Annotated in this window: 18 protein-coding genes; 8 read left to right on the plus strand and 10 right to left on the minus strand. The window is 42.3% G+C overall.

Translation table 11 applies throughout. From position 1 onward, the window contains the following. Window positions 1-30: 30 nt before the first annotated feature. The gene (locus K339_RS0128150) at window positions 31-2,013 is read left to right on the plus strand and encodes a hypothetical protein (protein WP_028526588.1); all 1,983 of its coding nucleotides are present in this window, start codon (window positions 31-33) and stop codon (window positions 2,011-2,013) included. Between the two features lie 183 nt (window positions 2,014-2,196). Next, window positions 2,197-3,069, plus strand: a complete 873-nt coding sequence (locus K339_RS0128155) for a metallophosphoesterase family protein (RefSeq protein ID WP_028526589.1) — start codon at window positions 2,197-2,199, stop codon at window positions 3,067-3,069. 17 nt (window positions 3,070-3,086) lie between these two features. On the opposite strand, the gene K339_RS0128160 is transcribed toward K339_RS0128155, so the two are convergent. From K339_RS0128160 to K339_RS0128170, 3 genes are all read right to left on the minus strand, one after another. Beyond that, window positions 3,087-3,512 carry an HNH endonuclease gene (locus tag K339_RS0128160; RefSeq protein WP_028526590.1) on the minus strand — a complete coding sequence of 142 codons (426 nt, stop codon included), beginning with the start codon at window positions 3,510-3,512 and terminating at the stop codon, window positions 3,087-3,089. Next, complete coding sequence (locus K339_RS35090; protein WP_037302145.1) at window positions 3,505-3,885, minus strand: hypothetical protein; 381 nt, start codon at window positions 3,883-3,885, stop codon at window positions 3,505-3,507. Before K339_RS35090 ends, K339_RS0128160 begins: the two co-directional genes overlap by 8 nt. Before the next feature lie 61 nt (window positions 3,886-3,946). Further along, window positions 3,947-4,813 carry a LysR family transcriptional regulator gene (locus K339_RS0128170; protein WP_028526591.1) on the minus strand — a complete coding sequence of 289 codons (867 nt, stop codon included), beginning with the start codon at window positions 4,811-4,813 and terminating at the stop codon, window positions 3,947-3,949. A gap of 127 nt (window positions 4,814-4,940) precedes the next feature. Here K339_RS0128170 and K339_RS0128175 point away from each other — a divergent pair, with 127 nt between their 5' ends. Beyond that, complete coding sequence (locus tag K339_RS0128175; RefSeq protein ID WP_028526592.1) at window positions 4,941-5,348, plus strand: EthD family reductase; 408 nt, start codon at window positions 4,941-4,943, stop codon at window positions 5,346-5,348. Window positions 5,349-5,477: 129 nt separating this feature from the next. Next, window positions 5,478-9,116 (plus strand): alpha-L-rhamnosidase, encoded by a 3,639-nt coding sequence (locus K339_RS0128180; protein ID WP_028526593.1) that lies wholly within the window; start codon window positions 5,478-5,480, stop codon window positions 9,114-9,116. A 253-nt stretch (window positions 9,117-9,369) separates the two neighbouring features. On the opposite strand, the gene K339_RS0128190 is transcribed toward K339_RS0128180, so the two are convergent. Continuing rightward, the gene (locus K339_RS0128190) at window positions 9,370-10,968 is read right to left on the minus strand and encodes a hypothetical protein (protein WP_037302089.1); all 1,599 of its coding nucleotides are present in this window, start codon (window positions 10,966-10,968) and stop codon (window positions 9,370-9,372) included. Window positions 10,969-11,099: 131 nt separating this feature from the next. Here K339_RS0128190 and K339_RS0128195 point away from each other — a divergent pair, with 131 nt between their 5' ends. Beyond that, on the plus strand, window positions 11,100-12,260 hold the full coding sequence (locus K339_RS0128195; RefSeq protein WP_028526596.1) for a hypothetical protein: 1,161 nt from the start codon (window positions 11,100-11,102) through the stop codon (window positions 12,258-12,260). A gap of 76 nt (window positions 12,261-12,336) precedes the next feature. On the opposite strand, the gene K339_RS35095 is transcribed toward K339_RS0128195, so the two are convergent. The 6 genes from K339_RS35095 to K339_RS0128225 form a co-directional block, all read right to left on the minus strand. After that, window positions 12,337-12,762, minus strand: a complete 426-nt coding sequence (locus K339_RS35095; RefSeq protein ID WP_028526597.1) for a nuclear transport factor 2 family protein — start codon at window positions 12,760-12,762, stop codon at window positions 12,337-12,339. Between the two features lie 58 nt (window positions 12,763-12,820). Continuing rightward, a complete protein-coding gene (locus tag K339_RS36300) occupies window positions 12,821-13,183 on the minus strand; it encodes a hypothetical protein (RefSeq protein ID WP_051398308.1) in 363 nt (120 codons plus the stop codon). A 112-nt stretch (window positions 13,184-13,295) separates the two neighbouring features. Beyond that, a complete protein-coding gene (locus tag K339_RS0128210) occupies window positions 13,296-14,963 on the minus strand; it encodes a 7TM diverse intracellular signaling domain-containing protein (protein WP_084332341.1) in 1,668 nt (555 codons plus the stop codon). 106 nt (window positions 14,964-15,069) lie between these two features. Continuing rightward, window positions 15,070-16,308 (minus strand): sensor histidine kinase, encoded by a 1,239-nt coding sequence (locus K339_RS0128215; protein ID WP_157607769.1) that lies wholly within the window; start codon window positions 16,306-16,308, stop codon window positions 15,070-15,072. Next, window positions 16,305-16,982 carry a response regulator transcription factor gene (locus K339_RS0128220; protein WP_028526600.1) on the minus strand — a complete coding sequence of 226 codons (678 nt, stop codon included), beginning with the start codon at window positions 16,980-16,982 and terminating at the stop codon, window positions 16,305-16,307. The genes K339_RS0128215 and K339_RS0128220 overlap by 4 nt, the downstream gene beginning before the upstream one ends. Before the next feature lie 4 nt (window positions 16,983-16,986). Then, window positions 16,987-19,419, minus strand: coding sequence for a TonB-dependent receptor (locus tag K339_RS0128225; RefSeq protein WP_028526601.1), 2,433 nt, complete (start codon window positions 19,417-19,419; stop codon window positions 16,987-16,989). A gap of 194 nt (window positions 19,420-19,613) precedes the next feature. On the opposite strand from K339_RS0128225, the gene K339_RS0128230 reads away from it, so the two are divergent. From K339_RS0128230 to K339_RS0128240, 3 genes are all read left to right on the plus strand, one after another. Next, window positions 19,614-22,076 (plus strand): TonB-dependent receptor, encoded by a 2,463-nt coding sequence (locus K339_RS0128230; protein WP_028526602.1) that lies wholly within the window; start codon window positions 19,614-19,616, stop codon window positions 22,074-22,076. Window positions 22,077-22,271: 195 nt separating this feature from the next. Continuing rightward, window positions 22,272-22,847 (plus strand): Crp/Fnr family transcriptional regulator, encoded by a 576-nt coding sequence (locus tag K339_RS0128235; protein ID WP_037302092.1) that lies wholly within the window; start codon window positions 22,272-22,274, stop codon window positions 22,845-22,847. A 108-nt stretch (window positions 22,848-22,955) separates the two neighbouring features. Further along, on the plus strand, window positions 22,956-23,612 hold the full coding sequence (locus K339_RS0128240) for an NADPH-dependent F420 reductase (protein WP_028526604.1): 657 nt from the start codon (window positions 22,956-22,958) through the stop codon (window positions 23,610-23,612).

Consider the following 23,612-nt stretch of genomic DNA (forward strand, 5'->3'; position numbering starts at 1 on the left):
AAAAAGTTACTGCAATAATTTTTTTAGAAAATGCTGAAAGAGACATCTATTCAAAAGTTGATTTACGAGAATGCTGTTCCCGAACTTGATATTGTACTGAAACCACAGGGTTTTAAATATCTTAAATCAAAAAGCTATTTTGTTAAACAAAATGGTATTTTTCAGCATATTATCTATGTTTCACACCCCACTTCTGCTTTAGATTATGATGAGTCAAGAGACTTAACAATTGTAAAGTTTACGATTAGCGGAGCAATTAAGATACCTGATTTTGAAAAATGGTGTTTTGAAAAGTTCAATGAACAAATATGGTATTGCTATGATACTCAAACTATCGCTTCTACAATTGATTTTGAAATTGATGAATTGTATGATAGCTTAGGTGAAGATAGTTTCTATACACCAACTCCTTCGAGAGAGTTTAAAAGAAAGGTAACACTCTATTATGTTGGTAATAGTGAAAACTATGAGACAGTTTCTTTGGGTGAACTCTTAAATAAACAAATTCCATTGTTTTTGACAGAGCTGGAGGAAATGTCTGATTTAATTAAACTATTTGAAGCAAGAGAATATTCGACATCACTCAGCCATATTTTGCTTTTAGTTTTTGGCGGTTACACCGATTTAGCAAAAGAGCACTTTGATAAAGCTTATCAGGAACGCCTTAATTATATAGAGAATAATTTAAAAACTAATCCTCGCTCTGTTAGAGATAATATTAAAAATCTTGAGAAATTTATAGAAGTTGCTCAAAAAGTTATTAATACCAGTTATTCAAACCCTTATGGAAAAACTGTCAAAATTCTTTCAAATCAAAATATAGTATTTAAGTTTTCTGAAAAAACAATTTTCAAAGAGTCTTTGAGGATAGATGTTTCACAATTTGAAATAAATTCGTATTATATAAACTCAATTGGCGAAATCTTAGTGATTATAAATCAACAAAAAATCATAAAACTTGCAAAAAATGGCACTGTCCTTGTCGAAAAAGAGGTAGAAAATATTGAAGGGTTTGTTACTTTTCATACTGTATTAGGAGGAATTGTAGAACAAACAGATGAATTTTATGTAAATAATTGTATTGTTCGTAAAGATAATTCTATCACAGTATTAAATCTGCCGAAAGTTGAAAAAAAGAATGAAAAAAGTCGAAGAATTACATTTATTACAGATTTTAAATTCTCAAATGATACTAACGAATATTTAGTCTTGTATCGAAATGTTCTTTTGTTTTATGATATTGTTGGGAACTTGAAAAGAAATGTTCATATTGACGAAGAGTATTGTAGTAAGATAGTCATAGAAAAACAATATGTAGTATCACATATTGGAGAGGATGAGAAGTCTTCTATATATGATTTCAATGGTAAATTAATACAAAGATATGAATGTCATAATGTGCTATTTTCCGACGATTTTATATACGCAATCGACTCTATAAATAATAAAACAAAATTGTATAACCTGATAGACGGGAAAAAAACTACTCTTTGGGCTCATCCTACTTTTATAAAGGGTTATAAAGAAATAATTTTTAAAGATACTTGGCGAAATACTTCAATAAAACAAATAAAATTTTCTCCTGATAATCAATATATTATTGCTATTGCGGGTCAAGGTAAATATGTTGCTTGGAGGTTGCCAAAATTAGAAAGAGTAGAGCTTCTTCCAAAAGTTGAGTTTATTGATCTGTTGCCAGGAATAACCAAAACGATCCTTTCCGCTAAAGGTGCAGAAGAGTTAGTTGTTAAACCTCAATTAGTGGAAATAGAGGGTCAGGTGTATTTTAAAAATACTAGAGATGATTTAGCAAATGTTTTTTTCTTAGAAGAGGGGAACCTCTTTTTAATAGTAGTAGATAGCTACTATTCACCTTTCGCACTTTTATGGGATAAAAATTTCAATAATTTATCGCATTACAAGATGAGTGGTAAAGTTGTATTACATGGAAATAAATATTTGTCTGAAAAAAGTATTAAAGAGCTTGTCGTGTATATTAGAGACAATGAATAGCATGTCTCAAACTTTTGTTCTTAAGTTGGTGGTTTTGCCAGTTTTAATTGTGGAGGTTGATGTTTTTCATATAAAATGGCCTTCTCGGGTTCTGTAAGGGCGTTGTACCTTTACAATTACTTTACTTAACACCATAGCCCGAACAGTGCTTTTGTCAGTTATACTTTTAAAAATCGTCATTTCATGATAAAGCACTTTCTACTTGTTTTGGTTTTCAGCCTGTGTATAGAAACAGTTTCGGCTCAAAACAAAAACTTTTCCTTCGTTTTTATGACGGATATGCACCTACGTCCTGACGCCGTCGTAGAAAAAGCATTCAATAAAGTAGTACAACGAATAGAGCAAATAAAACCTGACTTTGTACTCTCAGGAGGAGACCAGATTTTTGACATCATGCGGGGGAATCGTGCAAAGGGAGATTCACTTTTTACCTATTACATTGCTCAGACTCGTAGATTTAAAGTGCCAGTTTACAATTGTGTAGGCAACCACGACCTCTTTGGAATATATGAGGAAAGCCCAGAAAATTCTTCACATCCTGACTATAAACTGGGCATGTTTAAGCGATATTTTGGTAATCCATACTATTCATTTGACCACAAAGGATGGCATTTTATCGTCTTAAACGTGTTGGATGTAGATAATTACAAGTACATAGGTAGAGTGGATGAAACTCAGTTGAAATGGATAAAAAGTGACCTCAGTGTGGTAAAACCCGAAACACCCGTGGTGGTGGTCGCTCATATTCCGTTGGTGACAACTTACCATGACCTGTATCCTCCTCAAAACGGCTATTTATCCCAGCCCCCAGTTGCTAATCGTAACGAAGTCTTAGCCCTTTTTAAAGATCATAACCTCAAGTTTGTTCTTCAAGGACACATTCATTGGTTTGAGGACTTGAATATAGCGGGAAAAACCCACTACATCACTGGTGGCTCCATCGCTGGCCGACCATCATGGCGGGGTAATACACACGGTTCAAGGGGCTTTTTGAGATTCAATGTGTCTGCTGGCAACGCTACTTATGAGTTTGTATCTTATGAGGATAAAGACTAATATGTGTGAAGGGAAGCCTATTTAGGGGGGTGTTCTTCTATGGCAATTAGAGCGCGCCTAAGGTTTTTTAAAGGGCGACGATTCAAATGCAGGGCTTCGATTGTAGCACGCCCAATAGCCGTTTTTCCAACCACAGACGTGAATCTTTCATCCCAGATAAAATGCTCTTCCCAAGTCATTGTACGTGGGTTGAATAAGTCGGAAATTTGTAACGAAACAGGGTCAATAAAAGTAGTTTTGTCAGACTTGTAAATATTGCATCCGAGACAGGCCAGTGCTAAATTTAGAAAGTCGTTGGAGCCATTTTTAGATTGTGGCTGGATATGCTCGATAGAAAACGGTTCCGTGGTAAAATCAGCAGGGCTTTTACAATACTCACAATATCCCTGAGCTCTTGCAAAAATAGCTTGTTTGGTACTCGACGAAATATATGACTTAGCCATTGAGTGAGTTCGAAATTCCCAATTGCTTCATTAAGTCGCGGACAGTCACTCTTCGCAGTAGAGCAAGGGAGGTTAAGTGTTTGAGGCGATTGACGTTCAGTTTTTCAATTTTATCGAGTAGAACGAGAAGTTCAGAATATTCTTCCGAAGAAATAGTTTCATCTAAACGCTTCTGATTGAGAACCTTAAAGCGTTCGATTTGGTCAATGGAGAGACTTTTATTTATTTTTTTCAATAAAAAAGCTTCTGTTTTTTGATAATCAGGCGTTTCGCGTTGGACTCTTAATGAAATTATATTGGCAATAAGAGTATCTAAAGACCGATTATCTAATTGCTCTGCCTCGTGAAAAAGCGCTGAGAGGGAAGAATTCATGCCCATGAAGGTTGATTTTTTTACTAAAATACAAGAAAATAACGTAAAAGGAAAACATTCTTTAACTCCCCCGCAGCAACTCATACAGCTTTTTTACTGCCTGCTTTTCGTAGGCTTCTTTGAGGGAAATAATCATAATCGTTCGCCTCATATTTTCGCCTTCAATAGGAATGCCCACTACTTCGGGGTCATTGACGCTGGTATCGCTCAGAATGGTATGCCAAAAACCCGTTTTGATAATTTCAAACAACGTAGGTATGTCGTTGATTTCCATGCAGATGTTGGGTTCTAAATTTTTTTGACTGAACACTTCTTCAAAAAACTGTATCGTACTATAGCCGCTGAAAGGGAGCGCCAAAGGGAGTGTAGCTACTTCATTGAGCGGGATAGTTTTTTTGGAGGCCAACGGTGATTTTTTAGCAGTAACCAAAACCATATTAGAGGTCAAAATAGGCTGGTATTTGAGGTGAGGCTCGTTGGGCTTTTCGTGAAATATCAAGACAAAATCAAATTGGTGCGAATTGAGCTTATCGAGTAGGTCCTTGGTCGTACCGAACACCACTTGGATTTTGATATTCGAGTACTGCTGGGCAAATTGTATCAGGGTTTTGGCAAAAAGAATCCGCATGGAATAAATCACCCCGATGGTGATTTTACCCGTGTTCAGGTTTTTCAAATCTTGTAAGAGTAACAATCCCTCGTTTGCTCGATTGATACTCTGTAACGCATATTCTGCAAACAGGTTTCCCGCTTCGGTAAGCGTGATTCGTTTGCCAATACGGTTGAACAAAGGCACGTTTAATTCATCTTCCAATTGTTTAATTTGCTGTGAAAGAGTGCTTTGGCTGATATTCAGTGCTTTGGCTGCTTCTGTAAAGTTCAAGAGCTCTTTGGCTTTTAAAAAGTACTTGAGTTGTCTTAGTTCCATGTTTCTAAATCGGTTTTTTCGATTGTTTTTATCGAAAAATAGCGTTTTGCAAATATAAAACCTCTTTAGATATTTGTGCGAAATTGTTTTAAATCAATCAGTTAACACTTAAAAAACACCCTTAGCCATGAAGCTTAAACTACTTCTGTCCTTTTTTCTTTTAATCACTTCGGTTGCAGCGTTTAGCCAAGACAAGCAAAACAAAGATGCTGCTGAAAAAGGTTTAATTAAAATCTCGGTGATGTACCCTTACGCCGAAGGAAAAACCTTTAACATGGAATACTATGAATCGAAACACATGCCAATGGTAGCGGGGTACTTAGGGGCAAATTTGGTAAAATATACCATTGAAAAAGGGCTTGCGAGCGGCTTGCCAAACCAACCACTGCCCTACATGGCGATTGGTTCTTTTTACGTCAAAAGCCTTAGTGATTATCAAGCAGCCATTGCGCCAAACCGTGACGCCATTCGGACAGATTTTGCCAATTATACCAATGTCGCTCCCATCATTTTGGTGAGTGAAGTGGTGAAGTAACCATCGCCAACTTTTATTGCCCCTACTTGAGACAATAGCGGGGAAGCACAGGATACAAGCGGTATAATGTCAATATATTTTTGAATAATTAAAAGAAATGCAGAAGCATATCTAAACCAAAGTTCAAAAATGAAAAGACTATTAATTACCGCTTGTGTCTTGCTTTTGTGGGGGGCAAAAGTGTGGGCAAACGTCGCACTGAGCCAACTTCAAGTCAACTATCAAGCCACGCCGTTAGGAATTGATACCCCAATTCCGCAGTTTTCTTGGCAAATGAAAGCCCTTGATGCCAAGCGAGGATACAGCCAAAGTGCTTATCAGATTGTGGTTTCCAATACCAAGAATCAGGTGGTTTGGGATACCAAAAAGGTGACTTCTGACCTCTCGCACGGAATTGAATACGCGGGGAGTAGCCTGCAACCTACCACGCGCTACCAGTGGAAATTGACCGTTTGGGATAACTCAGGGAAAGCCAACACGAGTAGTTCGTGGTTTGAAACGGGCTTAATGAATCCTTCGATTGCGGCGTGGTCGGGTGCTAACTGGATTGGGGGCGGAGAGGAGGATATGGTGCTGTACGCTCACTATTTGTCAGTGTTTAAATTTGAGTATGGTCTTCAGTTGGATAAAACCAGCAATACGACCAAAGCGGCCTTCGTCTTTGGTGCTAACGACCGACGTTTGATGACCAAAGAGCTAAACCTCATGGGGGTGACGAAAGGAAAAGACGAAAGTTATGTGGCTTTAGAGTTGGATATTTCCAACGTTAGCGATGCCCCAGAGGGGTTGGCTAAATTGAATGTTTATCGGGTGGGCTATACCAAAGAAGACAAAGCGAACGTCCCTTTCAAAAGTTTCGACATTCCGCAAGCATTGATAAACACCGCCAATAGGTATGAAAAACACCAGCTATTGGTAGAATGTAATTTCGGCCTGTTTGAGTTTTATGTGGATGGGAATAAAGACGTAAACAAACTCAAAGACAAAGCCGCACCCGCAGGGGGTGGTGGGCGATTTGGCCCGCGGGGTCTCAACCTTAATCCCGTTGGAAGCGGTAATAACTACATCAGTTTTCCGATGTTGGGCGATATAGGCTTTCGGGTTGCTGAGGGACAAAAAGCCTTTTTTTCGGGGGTTACGGTTCGGAATTATCGCTATCCATCAAATCCAATTTTTACCGAAAACCTTCAGAAACAACCGTATTCGGGCATATTTAAGGCCTCAAATGTAAAAATTGAGAATGGAAGCTACGCAGTAAGTAGCGGCTTAGTCACGGCGGACCCTAGCCAAAATGCAGCGCCCATGCTTCGGACTACTTTTACAACGCAGTCGAAACCCATCGCTAAGGCACGTTTGTACGTCACTGCCCGTGGGATTTACGAACTCTTTCTCAACGGAAGTCGCGTTTCTAACGATTATTTTAACCCAGGTTTGACGCAGTACAACAAAACCCACATGTACCAAACGTACGATGTTACTTCTGGTATAAAATCGGGTAAAAAGAATGCTATTGGAGCGTGGTTGAGCGAAGGCTGGTGGAGTGGTAATATCACGTTCAGCGGCGAAAACTGGAATTTCTTCGGCGACCGCCAGTCACTGTTGAGTAAATTGGTCATTACCTACGCTGATGGTTCAGAACAAGTGGTGACGTCAAATCCTACCGAATGGAAGTTTTTTAGTGATGGCCCCATTCGCTACGGTTCGTTTTTTCAGGGTGAAGTATATGATGCGAATAAAGAGGCACCCGTGAATGGCTGGGCGACGGCGGACTACAACGATGCGGCTTGGAAATCGGCAGTAGCTGTGCCTTTGGATGGAACTGCGTTTAAGGGTACCGTTACCGATGCACTGGGTCGAAAGTCGTCGTTGGAATATGACGATTTTAAGTTGGTGGGGCAAATGGGTGAAAATGCCACGATTGTCAAAACGTTGACGGCCAAAAGTGTGGAAGAAGTTCGCCCCAAAGTATTTGTCTATGACATGACGCAAAACATGGTGGGGATACCCCAAATTACTATAAAAAATGGACGAAAAGGGCAAATAATCACCTTGCGCTATGCTGAAATGAAATACCCCAATTTGCCCGATTACAAAGGCAACGAAGGCATGGTGATGATGGAAAACATTCGGGCAGCGCTGACCCAAGATTTGTACATTTTGAAGGGCGGCGACGAAGTGATTCAGCCAAGGTTCACTTTTCACGGGTATCGCTACTTGGAGATTACGGGCATTGATCAAGCGATTCCTGTGTCTGATGTAAAGGGCTTGGTGATTAGCTCGGTGATGGATATTTCATCAAGCTATACCACATCTAACGAGCTGGTAAATAAACTTTGGCAAAACATAACGTGGTCGCTTCGCAGTAATTTTTTGTCGATTCCGACCGACACCCCCGCCCGAAACGAACGTATGGGGTGGAGCGGTGATATTTCGGTGTTTGCCAAAAGCGCTACCTATTTAGCCCAAGCCAATCCATTTTTGCGTCGTCATTTGTTGGCCATGCGCGACATGCAACCCGAAAACGGTCGCTTTACCGACGTAGCTCCCGTGGGAGGTGGTTTTGGGGGCACGCTTTGGGGAAGCGCGGGGATTACTGTGGCGTGGGAAACCTACCGTCAATACGGTGATAATCAGCTGCTACGCGAACACTACGACGCCATGAAAAAGTACATCAATTTCTTGGAAACCAAGGTGGACAAAACGAACGGGATTTTAAACGAAGGCCCGTTAGGAGATTGGTTGAGTCCCGAAAACAACAAAAACGATAACACGCTTTTCTGGATGGCGTACTTTGGGTACGACCTAGACATCATGAGCAAAGTGGCTACGATTTTGGGCAAAACCGACGAGGCAGCTCAATTTGCCAAGCGGAAAGAAGAAGTGAAAAAGATTTTGAATGAGGTTTACATCGACAAAAATACGCATCGCACCGTCAAATCGGGGGTGGTAGCAGCGCGCATGGGGCCTCCAGGACCACAATCGGCCGAAACAAAAACAGATAAAGGTGTGCTCATGGATACTCAAGCGTCGTACGCCATTCCGTTGGCGTTGGGAATGTTTGACGAAGTAAATAAGCCGTTTGCTATCAAGTATTTAAACGAGACCATCGAGCGTAAAAACAAAGACGACGGTGGCATCGAGCGTCCTGCGTATTCACTGATGACGGGCTTTATTGGTACGGCTTCTATCTCAGAGGCGCTGTCTGACAACGGAAATCACGCCAATGCGTATCGGTTGGTGCAACAAAAAGACTATCCGTCGTGGTTGTACTCGGTGGTCAACGGTGCAACCTCGATTTGGGAACGCCTGAACAGCTACACGGTCGAAAATGGTTTTGGAGGAAATAATAGCATGAACTCCTTCAACCACTATTCGTTTGGGGCGGTGGCTTCGTGGATGTACAATTATTCGTTGGGAATCCAGCGCCATCCTGACAAAGCAGCGTTCAAAGCCTTTGTGCTCAAACCAACTCCTGACCCCGACAAGCGCATTACCTTCGCCAAAGGCTACGTGGACACGATGTACGGGCGGATTGCGAGTGAATGGAGATTGGTTACTGGTGAACTGGAAACAAGGAAAACCCAATTCAGTTACCAATGTACGGTGCCTGCCAATACGACCGCGACGTTGCATCTTCCTGCCAAAAGCCTGAACCAAATCACCGAAAGTGGCAAAAGTATTGCTCAATGGAAAGGGGCAAAGCTTGAAAATGGGGTGGTTGTCTTGCCGTTGGTTTCTGGGGAATATGTTTTTGTGGTAAAAGAATAATAGTTACAAAGAAATTGATGCCGCTTCGGAGAAGCGTAACCTTTGTAGAAAAAGAAATTGATGTCGCTTCGGAGAAGCGTAACCTTTGTAGAAAAAGAATAATAGTTACAAAGAAGTTTATTTATATCGCTTCGGAGAAGAGCAACCTCTACAAAGGTTGTGCTTCTCCGAAGCGATTTTGGATTATTCAAAACCTTTCAACAAATGTTGCGTCTACAAAGGTTGCGCTTCTCCGAAGCGATTAAATACATCATCAACGCTTACACCGCACCTGAATCGTTTGTTGAGGTTTGAGTTGGAGGGGATAGCCTGCCAGCAAAACCGACCCTTTAACTTTGAGCGATTTACCGTCAATTGTCAATTCGTAGCTTTTGTTGGCTTCAATCGGAAACCATTCTTGAAACTGATTGATGCGCGGATAGTCAAACGGCAAATGCAAGTTTTGTTTGTGCCATTGTCCACCAAAAACCAACTTTCCCGACCAAGCTTTGGGCGAACTGAGCGTGATATAAACGGCATTTTTTTCGGTCACAGCCCCATACATCACCTCCTGATTCCAGTCTGAAAGTTGCGTGCCCGCCGTTTTCCAAAGCGCATACATCAGCGACGTTCGGGCAAAATTGCCATCGCCGTGCCATCCTTCAATGATTCCGTCGGGCTTTTGAAAATTCCATAACACTTTGATTTCGCTATCGAGCCATTCTTTTACGCTGGCGATAGGTTCGCGTAAATACAAATTCATCGTTCCTTCGATGGCGTCCGCGTAGCCATCGGCGCTGCCCGATTCCCAGTCGTGGTTGCGGTAATTGGCATTGAGGGCGCTGAGTGCTTTTAAGGTAGCGTCGCGGTAAGCCGCTTTTTTATCCATCAAATACACCGTGTAAAAGGCATTGAGGGTGTAGCCAAAATTATCAGCAATCCGTTTTTGAATCACTTCACCCGTCAGAGGATTAACTTCATCGTAAAATAACCCGTGCTCATTTCGTCCTTTGGCCAAAATAGTATCCAACATTTCGTGGATGTACGGTTGCCATTGCTTCTTTTTAGCGGGATTGACCACCGACACCACGGCGTACATTTCTACCAAGCCTGATACGATTTCGCAACCGTGGTCACGGAGACGAAGACGTTGTAAAGCGCGGGTGGGCAAATGGGCTTCGTTCAAGTAATAATCACCAATTTGGATGCCCCACGCCAGCCACTTGGGGTTTTTGGTGAGCCAATACACCCGCGCCAATACTTGCAACAAATCGCCGCCGACTTCCACCACGGCGCTATTTCCAAAAAAGCTGCCTTTGATTTGGGTGGGGACGTCCACGATTTTGTCAAGATCCTCCAAAATACCCAACATTCGCTCCGACCACGGGCTTGGTCCTAGCCATTCGGTGAGGGGGATCAGCCCGTCTTTCATGTACTCGGCGCTGCCAAACACAATTTGACTTGTATCAATTTCAGCATTTTCGAAGGCTTTTTTGCAAAAAGAATAGGTATCGGGAAGTCGCCCGACGCGTGAGGTAAGGCGCGTTTCGGTGGCTAACATTTCGCGCATTTTACCTTCAAAAAGAGGTTTGTCAAGCATGGAAGCGGTCATGACCATAAACGGATAATTGTCGGCGGCGGCGTCCCAAGCGTTCCAAATACACGTACTTTGGGTAAGGTTACGCGGAATCAGCCCCGTCGCTGGGTCAGCTTTGGTAAGCCAGCCTTGCACAAAATGATGACTACGTCGGAACGCTTCGTTCGCCACTTTGCCGTTGGACAAGGCTTGGTCAAAATAGATTTGCTCGTTGTTTTGCGCCTGATTTTTGAGCGATCCAAAAAGAAAAAGGAGGAGGTAAAAATAGCGGAACATGGAGGAGGTGTTAGGAATAATGACAAAAGCAGACAACCAACGAATTTTAACATTATTTAGGAAGTAGTTTCCCAAATAAATTAGTGATAACGGCGTTTTGAGTATAGTTATTCACTCAAAAAAACTATGTCATGAAAAACGCTTACGTATTTTTACTCATCTTCGCGGCCCTTCAGGTGTGCGGCCAAACTGAAAAAGGGAATTCGTTTCTCACTGCTAATCTGTCAACTCGATTTGAATCCACACTTCAATCGGGCGAATACATTGGAAAATGGAGGGCATTTTCGTTGGAATCTGGGTTGTCGTATGGAAAATTTATCAAAGATAATATCTTGTGGGAAGTCAATGTCAGTGAGCGGTTTAATAGCTCCTTGTCAGAATCATTACGAGCTGACTATCGCTCACGTGGTGGTATGACCGACTTGGGAGTGGGAACATCAGGTTCCTATTATTTCGGGAAAGACCGTTGGCGAGGTTTTGTTGGGGCAGGGCTGACCATTTCGACTGGATTTAATAATTCAGAAACAGAAATTGATAGAGCGTTAGTTTCTTCTTACAATTCATCCAGCATTAATATCGCGCCATTGTTTAAGGCAGGAGCCGTTTATTTTTTTGATAAACATTGGGCTATTCAACTCGCTACGGGTTCTAACTCTTTTCCAATAGAAATTTATGGTGTTTCTACGGGGTTACTGTATTGGATTCAACCCACTTCTTATCGTGCGGAAGAAACAAAATTATCTACGCTCCAAAAAGGACGTTGGATGCTAGGTACAAACGTGGGATTTCGAACATTGCAGACCGACAATGGGGGGAGTTCTCCGAGTTATCCTAAATCAAACAACGAAAAGACTTTTGAAATTGGGCTGAGTGTCGGTAGGTTTGTCAGTAATCGGACATTGATAGGGGTTCGAGCGAATTTTGGCTCTTTCACAAATAAAGTAGAATACTCAAATCCTGAAAAAAGTACCCAGAAACGAGAGACAATTACAGGGTCTTTGTTTGTGAAAAGGTATTTGGCTTCAAGCCGCTTTACTCCTTATTGGGAAACATCCTTGGATTATATTCGCACAAATATTAATCGGCAGACGAATGCCTATACCAGTAGCTCACATGATAACGTATATCAGGTGCGTTCAAGTTTTGGATTAGCATATATCATTAGTAATCATTTTTTGGTGGAAACACAGTTAGCAAGTATTGGTTTTCAATACCAAGAGCCTGATAAAATGTGGGGAGTAGATTTGTCGGGCAAACTATCGCCAAGCTTTACGCTTTCATACGTGTTTTAGATAAGCCTTTAACGAGAAGAAACCTCACTAGACAAAGCGTTAGTGAGGTTTTTCTTTGATGATTATTGAGAGACTGTCACTTAGCCGCAGGTACCGTATGCTGTCCGCTTACATAGAGTAATTTTCCATCTTTGATTTCATACACGTAAGTCACCAAATAATCGGTGGATAAGTCGGGCGAGCCGTTGGAATAGTGCCGAACGGAAAACTCGCGACCAGTAGCAATGACGAGGTTACCAAATTGGCGGAGTTTAAGGTCTTGAAAGCGCGCATCTACTTTACTGACGTCTTTAAACAAATTGACAATCTGTTGTTTGTTGGCAATGTAGCCCGTACCCGAAATGAGCACGTAATCCTCCACCGCTTGTTCTTGAATGGCTTTAGAGGGGTTGGCTTCAAACGCCTTTTTCATGTCCTCAAACAAGGTCGCAATGGGAGTTTGGGCCGAAACGGAAGTTGTCAACGCAACGGCAAAAAATAAGAAACAAAGGGTCTTTTTCATGGGAGTAAGTGCTTACGCACAGTTAGTGAATGGGTATTTGTTGTAGAAATAGTTGCACTTATATTTTGCCTTCGCTTTTCAGCGTTTGCCACGTCCAGACAGCGCCCAACAAATCCACGACACCAAAGGCAATAAATACAGGCGGAGCAATTTGAGAAACGACCAACCCAACAGCTCCCAAAAAGTAAATCAGCCGCCCGACAATCGTGGTTTTGAGAAAGGGCGTAAGTTCGTTTTTGGCGGATTGATAATAATAAACGCCGAGGATAATGGCCAAAATCCCCACCACTCTAATGTAGGGTTCGTGGGCTTCGGGGAGTTGCGCTGTTTTGGTAAAAAAGTTGGGAATAAACGTAAGTTCGAGCCCTACCAAGAAAAGGTAAAAACTGAAAAAATAAACGGTTTTGGCCGATTTTGACATAGTTTTGAGGTTTAAGGGTGACGCTTTTGCATTGTGGTAAATGATTTACCCAAAAGTACAGCCCTCGCTGTCCTCAAAACAATTCTACTTTCTGAACTGCGGCATCTAATTTCTAAACGGCGGGAGTTTCGATGGCCAACCGTTGCAAAAGTTCGTTTTTCATTCGTCGCGATACGGGTACCACCGACTTATCTTTCATTTCTACCGACCCACCTTCACCCCGAATGTAGCGCGTGACGTTGTCGAGATTTACGATGTGCGACTTGTGAATCCGCATAAACTGTCGCTCGTCAATCATCTGCTCAAAGTGCGCCATGGGTTTGGAGGTGGTGATTTTTTTATGGTCGGTCAAATAAATTGTGCAATAACTCCCCATGGCCTCCAAACGACTGATGTCTTGTTCGGGAAACAAAATAACTCCCTCCACGGTAGGTATCGAAATTTTCTTAATCGGTTGGCTATCCGATTTGATTTGTTGAAGAAGCTGGTTAAAGTCTTTGTTGGCCGACACCGTTTGAAGATTCTGTTCTATTTGTAATTTTTCGGCCAGCAACTGACTGTTTTTTTGTAGCAGCGCTTCGTGTTCTTGCGAGCGTTTCAACGCAATTTCTTGCGCATCTTTGGCTTCTTTTCGGTAGGTATTAAATCGGTAGGCTACCGCAAAAGCAAAGAAAATGGCCTCCAGCACCGAACAAATTTGGTAGATATACGCCGACCGTAAATTGTTCATCGACACAATTCCCATAAAACCCAGCAACACATTGACCACCCCATAAATGTAAAAACCAAACGCGAGCACAAAGTAACGGGCGTGTTTGAAACCCAGAAAATGTATGTAAATACTCGCTCCCAAAAGCACCAACATGATGGAAATCACCAACAACTGAAACACGTCATTGACCCATCCACGGTAAGGGAGCCATTCAAAAGGCATCAAAACTAGACCAATACACCACAAAATCACCAACGTCCAAAAGAATTTGGGGGTCAGTTCTTTCATTCGTAAGTAAGCATTGGCAAAAAGAATAATAAAAAATAACGTAATGAGGGAAGATAGATTTATATCAGAGCTAAAATTGGGGATTTGCTTGAAAATAAACTCGTGATGGTGATTGTCAGCCTTAAAAATGATATAACCCGAGGTTAGAATATAGAAGAAATAATAGAGAAATACGCGGTCGCGAACGATCAAAAACACAAACAAATTGTAAAACATCAACGCCAACAAAACACCGTAAATAGCACCATAAAGCAAGTCATATTTGTGTAAATAATTAGAAACGGCCTGAATCGTACCCATTTTTAGTGGTACATACACGCTGGTGTTCTGAATGCGGAGGTAAACCCTTTTGGGCGATTTCCCCAAATCAAAAATAGTATTACTTCGCTTTAAAAAGTGCGTTCCAAAAGGCCGCATCGCTCCCGTTTTCCAAGTTCGTAAGGAGTCGTTTTCATCCAAAAGATAGACATCCAGTAGCCGCACATCGTGTAGTTCCTGAATCAAGAACAAGGCTTCGTTGGATGAATTTTCTACGTCTATGCGCAGCCAGATGGGGTATTCGGTATTACCAAAATTGAGAAAACTTTTGGTATTCTGGGTAAATGCCTTGTCGGGCAGTTGACGTAACTGATTAAACGTCAGCGTTTTGGACGAGTCAATTAAAAAATAGGTAAAGGGTTCTATGGACTGTAGCTCGTCAGACAGCTGATAGGTAAAACGGTTTTGAGCACAAAGCGAAACCGAAAACAATAGGCTTATGCAAACAACGACTAATCTCATAGCGAAGGGTTATGGGCTAATAGCAAGCAAATTAGTAATAAAATAGGGATTTAAACAGGCGCTTTATTGTCTATGTTTGCAAAGCGGGGTCTAAAGCGTTACGAGTTTAGGAAAACGTAATTGTAAAATAATGGACGCCACCCTGATAAGCATAAGAAGCAATCCAGCCGTTTAATAAACATATTTGACGGACAATAGCCAAGCCAAGCCCAGTTCCTTGAAGATGACTTCCTCCCTTGGTAAAGCGACTGAATAAGCGTTGTTCGGGAAAGTCTAAAGCTTGTCCAGGGTTGCCAATAATGAGTTGATTATGATTCAAAGACACAGAGACTTCACCAGGGGAAGGAGTATAGCGTAAGGCATTGGATAGAAGGTTGGAAAGCAGCACATCGCACAAATAGCAGTCGGTAATAATAGTCAGAGGCGACGCGTCAACTGAAAGTGTAATGTTTCGGGCTTCAAATAAGTCGCTCATTTGTTCTAAATGATTTTCTAATAATTCTTTCAGGTTTAGCGGTTGCTTTTCTGCAAAAGCATCATTGTCCAATTTAGCCAGTAGCAACAAATTTTTATTCATTTTGGTTAATCGCTCCACGCCCGATTTAGCTTGGACAATGTATTGTGCCATTTCCTCATCCACATCCAATTGACTCATGCGGTCCAATTTGGATTGAATAATCCCCAGCGGAGTTTGCAGTTCGTGCGACGCGTTTTCGGTAAATTCTCGCAAGGCGAGGTATTCGCGACGGCTTCGCTCGGTCAATTCTTTTAATGATTGCTGTAATTCTTCGAATTCGGTAACCGATGAATCGTGCCATTGCAATGGTAGCGGAGAGCTGACGGAAAATCGTTTCAGATTTTCTAAATTTAGAAAGAAAGGCTTCCAAAGGTTGTGGTTAGAATAGTAGTTTAGTAACACTCCTATGAGGGTTATTCCTAAAGCGACCGCCGAAAAAGAGAAAAAAATGGTTTGGTAGTACCTTTGCCAACCGATGTATGACGTCATTACTATGATTTTGTAGTTGCGATGTTTGACCTTTCGGGTAAGGGAGAGGTAGTAATATCCTTCGTTTTTGCGTTGCAATCGGTCATAAATTAGGGTGTCGCCTAATTTTTTGCGAGCTGAAAATGAAACAGGAACTTCCATAGCCGAAGCAAGAGGGAAATTAATGGTTCTTCCTGCGTTAAGTTCTTCTACAATCAGTGCTGCTTGTAATTCCAACTGCTCGTTGATTTCATCAGTCACTTCCTGACGAAGTAGTAAATACAACGACAACCCTGCAATGGCCAAAATGGCGACCATCGCTGGCAAGAAGTTTAGGGTAGTTTTATAAAGGAGTTTCACGCCGACGTAAATTTATAACCCATACCATAAACGGTTTTGATGTAGTCAATTCCTGTATGAGCAACGATTTTTTTGCGAAGATTCATTGTATGAACATAAACCGTGTCAAAATTATCGACGATGTCATAATGATCGCCCCAAAGATGCTCGGCAATGGATTGTTTACTGACGACCCGATTTTTGTTAACAATAAAGTACAAAAGCAGTTCAAACTCTTTTTTGGTAAGGGGGATGAATGTCTCGTTGCATGAGACCGTTTTTGCGACAGGGTCGATGGTTAAATCATCCACCTGAATTTGTGAATTGCCTTTGAATGATTTTCGCCTTACCAGCGCGTTGACCCGTGCATTTAATTCTTCTAAATGAAACGGTTTGGTCATGTAATCATCGGCACCGAGGTTCAGACCCGTCAATTTATCTGGTAGAGAATCTTTGGCCGAAACAATGAGAACTCCTGCTTCTTTTTGTTGCTTTTTGAGTAATTGCAACAATTGGAGGCCATTCCCCCCAGGTAAAGAGATGTCCAAAATGATGACGTCATAGTCATACAGTACGATTTTATCTTCTCCAGCCGCAAAGGTAGTTGCTTTTTCGCAACGGTATCCTTGTTCTATTAGGTAAGCTTCCATTTCATCCAAAAGCATCGGCTCGTCTTCAATCAATAGTAATTTCATCGGTTTAAAACTTATAGTTATACCCAACCCGAATCACTTGGGTTTCGTAATAGTCCGTGCTGATGTAACCGAAGCCATTTCCTTTGATGGTCTTTTTGATTTGCATCGTATTCAAAAGGTCAGATGCATTGATGTAGAGTTCGCGCTTACCGTTTTGCATCAGCTTTTTCAGTCCTGTATCCAACGAGAAACGCTGCCCTATCCTGCCCTGTGGGATTAAGTCTGGCGCCAAGTAGATACCTGTTATTTGAAAATCCAATCGGTTGGGTAAATGAAACAAACCGTTCCACTTGACATTGCCCGACCACAAAGATTCTTTCGGCGCTGTAAAGGTAGTTACTTGAGGGTATTTATTGACCACGCTAAAAGCATTGATTTGATTTCGATACCCGTTGAGATTCAGGCTGAATGACAACCAGTCGGTTGCTTTCTGCGACCACATCATTTCCACCCCTGTCATGTAGCTTTTCCCTGCATTTTGCATAATCGAATAAATCAGGGTGCTGCCTGGTGCGGTACTTGCAATTCTTGTAATGGTGCCAGTAGCCATGCGATGGTAAGCCGCTGCGTATAAGTAGCCCGAATTCCAACCTGATTTATAGCCGAATTCCAATGTATTGGTAAACTGTGGAGCCAAAGCGGGATTACCTACTTTGATAATCTCAGCGTCATCGTATTTGGGGAAGACCCGAATGTCAACTTCATTGGGGCGATCTACGCGACGATTGAAAAACAGTGAAATTTTGTTGCGGTCATTGATTTTATAAGCCAGCCTTACATTCGGAAACGGTTGAGCGTAGTTATATCCGTCACTTTTATAGGTGTTGTGGTTAGGGTCAACAAGGTAACGGACACCTACGTATTCCACGCGGAGTCCAGCCTCTAATTCCACCTTGGCATTTTCAAAAACATACGTACCATAAAGAGCAGGGATACTTTCCTGATAGGTAGCCTTTCCGCCTGCATTGACGTCCAAAGGCGAATTTTGACCAGGAAAAAACTGCATATTGGTAGGTATTTCACGCCAGCGATATTTTAATCCTGCTTCCAATCGCCCATAACGCAACGGACGTATGTAGTCGGCGGTATAGTCGAGAACGTACTCATCTGAAAGCAGTTTAAAGGCATCCAGACCAGTAAAAGTAGGCATGATATTGGTGAAAAAATACTTCTCGTCCTCACGATGAAATGTATAATTCAGTCCTGTATTCAATACGTGTCCAGGTTGTTGAAATTTGTGCTGGAAAGCGGTGGTAGCGGTGACGGTGGTTTTTAATTCATCTTCCAAAAACTGCCACAAGCGGCGGCGTTCTGTCAATTCTCTGTTGAAAAAAGGCTCATCGCCGTTGTCCAATATTTTTTCACTGCTGAAGAGCCCTGAAATAGTAAATAAGTTGTCTGAATTAATGTTCCAATCCATGCCTGCACGTAGGGTGCTGATGGTGGTTTTTCGGTTGCGTTTGGTTTGCTGATTGATGACCTCACCTGAGTCGTAGGTACGGGTGACAAACTCGTTTTTGTTGAGCGTAGGCGTATATAAAACATCCCCCTGAAAGAAGGTGTTGATTTTGTGTTTTCGATAATTTAGCGCCAATGACGGGTTTAATTTAGGCGTGTTTCGGAATTGGGGGCGTATATCGGGCAGGTTAGCCTTTTTGATCCATAAAGCTCCCAAGCCTGCCATCATCCCGACTTTGCCGTTGAATCCTTCTTTGGTATTCTTTTTAAAAACAATATTGATGATGCCTGCGTTGCCGTTTGCGTCATATTTAGCGGATGGGTTATTGATGATTTCAATTTTGTCAATGGCCGATGCGGGTATATTATCCAGACTTGTCTGACTTCCAAAACCCGTTAAGGCTGTTTGTTTACCATCTATCAATACCACGATTTTGTCGCTGCCGCGAAGCAACACTTTCCCTTCTTGCACAGTGACGCCAGGTAGATTTTGCATTACTTGCAGAATCGAACCGCCGCTTTGCGTGATGTTATTTTCCACCGAAAACGTTTTTCTATCCAACGCTTCTTTCACTTCATCGGCTTTGCCTGTTACAATCACTTCGCTGAGTGTTTGTGTATCGGCTTGTAATTCCTCTATACCTAAATCAATAAACTCCGACAGATTGCCAATAAAAAGGGGATGTTGCCGCTGAATATATCCCAAGAAAGAAAGTTGGATAATATATTGTCCAGGTTTGATTTTAGCCAATTCGAAGCGACCCACCTCGTTGCTAATCGTTCCTGCGGCAAATGAGCTGTCTTTCGCATTTTTCAGTACGATATTTACAAAAGAAAGCGGGGTTTTGTTTTGATTGTCCTTGACTAACCCCGAGATGGTAACGTTAGCGTATTGAGCAAAAATAGGAGTTGTGATGAAAAACGCACCGACAAGCCAAAGTACGTGTCGGAGTCGGGTGGAGGGGAGGTGCTGTGTCATAAAAAATAAATTTATGGCACAAAGGTGAAAGACGATTTTAAAGAAAATTTAAATTTTTGTAAAGAGTAAAATAGATGGAAAAGTTATTTTGTTGGGGCCTGCGGTGTTGGAGGTAAGATAAAGTCTTGCTCGCTGGAAACCAAAGTAGCTTCGAGGTAGTTCATACTTTTTCAGAAGTTGAATTACCCCGTTCTATGAAAAAGTTAATCTTTATCCCGTTTTTGTTAGTACTTGGCTTGGCGAGTTATGCCCAGTCGGGTAGTTTTATTAAAGGTAAACTCGTGGACTCGCTAACCACCGAGCCCTTAGCCTTTGCGGCCATTCGATTAGAGTCAAAAAAAGAAGGTAGTTTGGTAAAAGGAGAAGTGGCCGACGACAAAGGTTCGTTTCAGTTTGTGGGCTTAAAAGACGATAAATACGTCATTAAAGTGGAGTACGTCGGGTACAAAACCAAATACATTGAGGTAAATTATGACAAAGCTAGTCAACGCCTAGATTTGGGATCGATTTCCCTCACCCCAACGAGTCAACAACTGGACGTGGTAACTGTAACGGGAATCAAACCCAACGTGGTAGCAACCCTCGAAAAACAAGTATTTAAAGCCGAACAGTTTGAAGTAGCACGGGGTGGAACAGCCACTGACGTGCTAAAAAATATCCCGTCGGTGATGGTCAATGCCGAAGGGGAAATTATGGTCAGAGGGTCAAAAGGCTTTTTGATTCTGGTCAATGGCAAACCTTCGCAAATTGATGCCGCCACGATTTTGTCGCAAATCCCTGCCAATACCATCGAAAAAATTGAAATGATAACGGCTCCTTCGGCCAAATATGATGCTGACGGCAAAGCAGGAATTATCAATATCATTACTAAAACGGGTACCAACGATGGTTTGTCGCTAACCACCAACCTGCAATACGGCTTACCTCGCCTGAAAGCCTACGAAAACGCTACCGAGCCCCGCCGCTACGGGGCCGACGCCACGCTCAATTACCGCAAAGGAAAGTGGGATGTGACGGTTTCGGGAAATTACCTCAAAAACGACATTGCAGGCCAACGTGTCGGGGATGTTTATACCATTATTAATAATGTATTGACCCAATTCCCAAGCGACGGTGAGCGAAGTCTAAAACGGGAAAACTACGGCGTGCGTGCTTCCGCCATTTATACCATTTCAAAATCGGATGAACTTTCGGCGGGAGTCTATGTAGGTGGCCGCGACCAGTACCGAACGGCCGATATTTATTACCGAAACAATACCAAAGTAAACCTCCTGACCAGTCAAATGGTGGGGAGAGCGCAGTATTATAATCCCAATTTGGTGCTAAAATCGGGCGCATTTAAGGTCGTAAACCTCGACTATACCCACAAATTCAAAAATACCTCCGCCTTGAGCGTTTCAGGTTTGTACGAAGATGCGATGATTGATGGTTTTACCAAAAATAGCAATGTCAACATTAATAATCTCCGAGATACGCTTCAATATACCCTCAATACGGGGTCGAATCCGCTCCGTGCCCTCCGCCTCAAAGCCGATTATGAAAAGCAACTAGGAATTGGGAAACTCTCGATGGGCTACCAGTATCGTCAACAAAACCAAGAGGGCGTGTTTGTCTATTCTGAGAAAAATGGAAACAATCAGCCTTTGGTGGTTAACCCTGCCTTTACGGCCAATGTTGCTATTTATAACCGAATACATGGTCTTTATGCGCAGTACGCGGGTAAGTTTAAAAAGCTAGAATTTTCGTCGGGACTGCGGTACGAGAACGCTTTGCGTGAGTTTACGGACAACCGTGGAGGAAAACCGAATGAATTGAAATTGTCAAACTTGTTCCCTTCGGCCAATTTGCTGTACGATATGGGAAAAGACCTTCGCCTCAAAGCCGCTTACAGTCGCCGCGTACAGCGCTCAACCAACAACGAGCTGAATCCTTATCCTGAACGCGAACACAGCGAGACCCTCGAACAAGGCGACCCTAACATTCGTCCTGAATTTGTAGGGATTTATGAACTTGGGCTCACCAAAGATTTTAAAAAGGTATCGTTGTACTGGAACGTGTATCGTCAACAAATCACGAACATCGTCAACCGCGTCAATAGTGTATATAATGACACGATTCTGAATCGAATTTATACCAATGCAGGCAAAGCGCGCTTGATGGGTTCAGAGATTGGGGTGACAATTTCGCCCGTTAAGAAGCTAAAAATCTTTGTGGGTGGAAACGTTTATAATCTAAGAATTAAGGGTGCATTGTTTGATAACTCGGTGATAGTCAATAGTCGAGGCTGGGTGTATTCTATCAATTCTAACCTCAATTACCAGTTTACGCCAACTTTGAGTACGCAGTTTAACCTCTCGTATTTATCGGCCAGAAACACGGCGCAGGGAAAAGATTCGCGTTTTTATCAACCCAATTTTTCGATAAAGAAATCATTGATGAACAATAAAATGAGCGTTTCGCTGCTTTGGCAAAATACGTCGTTTGGCAAAATGAAGGTCAATGAGCAACGCATTTCGACTTGGGGGAGTAATTTTTACACTACCACCAATTACATCCAAGAAACCAATATTTTCTTGCTAAATCTTTCGTATAGCTTCAACAAAACGGATCGCAAAGCCAAGTTGCCATCGAGTGAATTTGGGGAACGGGAGTTTTAAGAACCAATACTAACGACGTTATCAATAAAGAAAACCACCGTGAATACCTCGAACTCACCGACCCACGCTATGTGCATTATTGTCTTGACACGGCACAAGTAGCCTTTTGCAAACGGGAATGAAACCGAGTGAGTATCGGATGATGAATTGACAACGCTTTTCTCTACTTTTGACCGATTATCAATCAACCGTGGAATGGAGAGATTATTGACGCATTTTCAACGATATATACCCTTAATCGAAGACGAAAAAAGACTACTTGAGCCACGGGTTCGAGCCCGTAAAATCAAACGCCGTCAGATGATTTTGCAGGAAGGCTTTGTCTGTAAACATTATACGTTTGTGGTAGAGGGATGTTTCAAAATGTATGGTGTTGACGACAAAGGCTACGAGCACAATATTCAGTTTGCTGCCGAAGGAGATTGGATTGCCGACATTGGGAGTTTTCATTCTCAGAAACCAAGCCGCTTGTTTATTGAGGCCATCGAGCCCTCGGAAATCATTCAAATCGAGCAACAAGACCTTTATTTCTTGTACATCAACATTCCCAAGCTCGATCGTATTTTTAAAGTAATCATCGAAAACAAGTTTGTCGAATTGCAAAATCGGGTTTTGCAGGCGTTCAGCTCGACGGCCGAACAGCGTTATTTGAGTTTCTTGGAACAATACCCGCACCTTACCAATCGCTTACCCAACACGCAAATAGCTTCGTATTTAGGGATTACGCCTGAGTTTTTGAGTAAGATTCGGAAGAATTTGAGTAGGAAATAGCCCCAACCCTTAAACTACATTAAGGGTATTTCCTAAGATAGATTAAGGGTAAGAACTCTTTCCTCACGGTACTTTTGCATTGTCAATTCATCAAAAACAATTACGACAATGCAAACGCCAACAACTTCTAAAATAGCCATTATCGGACTTGGCAACATAGGCCAAGTAGTGGCCAACAATCTGATAAAAAATAACCGTGGGGTGATTGTCGCCGACCGAAATTTGGAAAAAGCCCAAACCCTTGCGGCACAACTGGGCGATTTGGCCCAACCCGCTACCATTAGCGATGCCATCAGAGAGGCCGACATTGTAGTGGTAGCGGTTTGGTTTGCGGCCATTAAAGAGATTTTTTACCAGTACGAAGCCCTTTTGCAGGGCAAAATTATCATTGACCCTTCCAATCCTATTGCTCCCAATGCGCAAGGAGGCTTTGATAAAATCATCGGTGAAAATGAATCGGCAGGCCAAATCAATGCTTCGCTATTACCCAAAGGGGCAAAACTCGCCAAAGCCTTGGGTACGTTGGGAGCGGCTTCTTTGGCCAATGCCGCCAATCAGCAACCCGAAGCCGCCGCCTTGTTTTATGCTACTGACGATATAAACATCGACGAAACCATTGAGCAATTGATTCGTGATAATGGCTTTGCCCCTGTACGTGTGGGAGGCTTAGACCAGTCTATTCGCATTGAAGTTTTCGGCGATTTGCACGAATTTGGCGCCTTGGGCAAGACCGTGACGGTTGCTGAGGCAAAGACTAAAATCTAA

The sequence above is a fragment of the Runella limosa DSM 17973 genome, from assembly GCF_000482465.1.
Taxonomy (GTDB): Bacteria; Bacteroidota; Bacteroidia; order Cytophagales; family Spirosomataceae; genus Runella; species Runella limosa.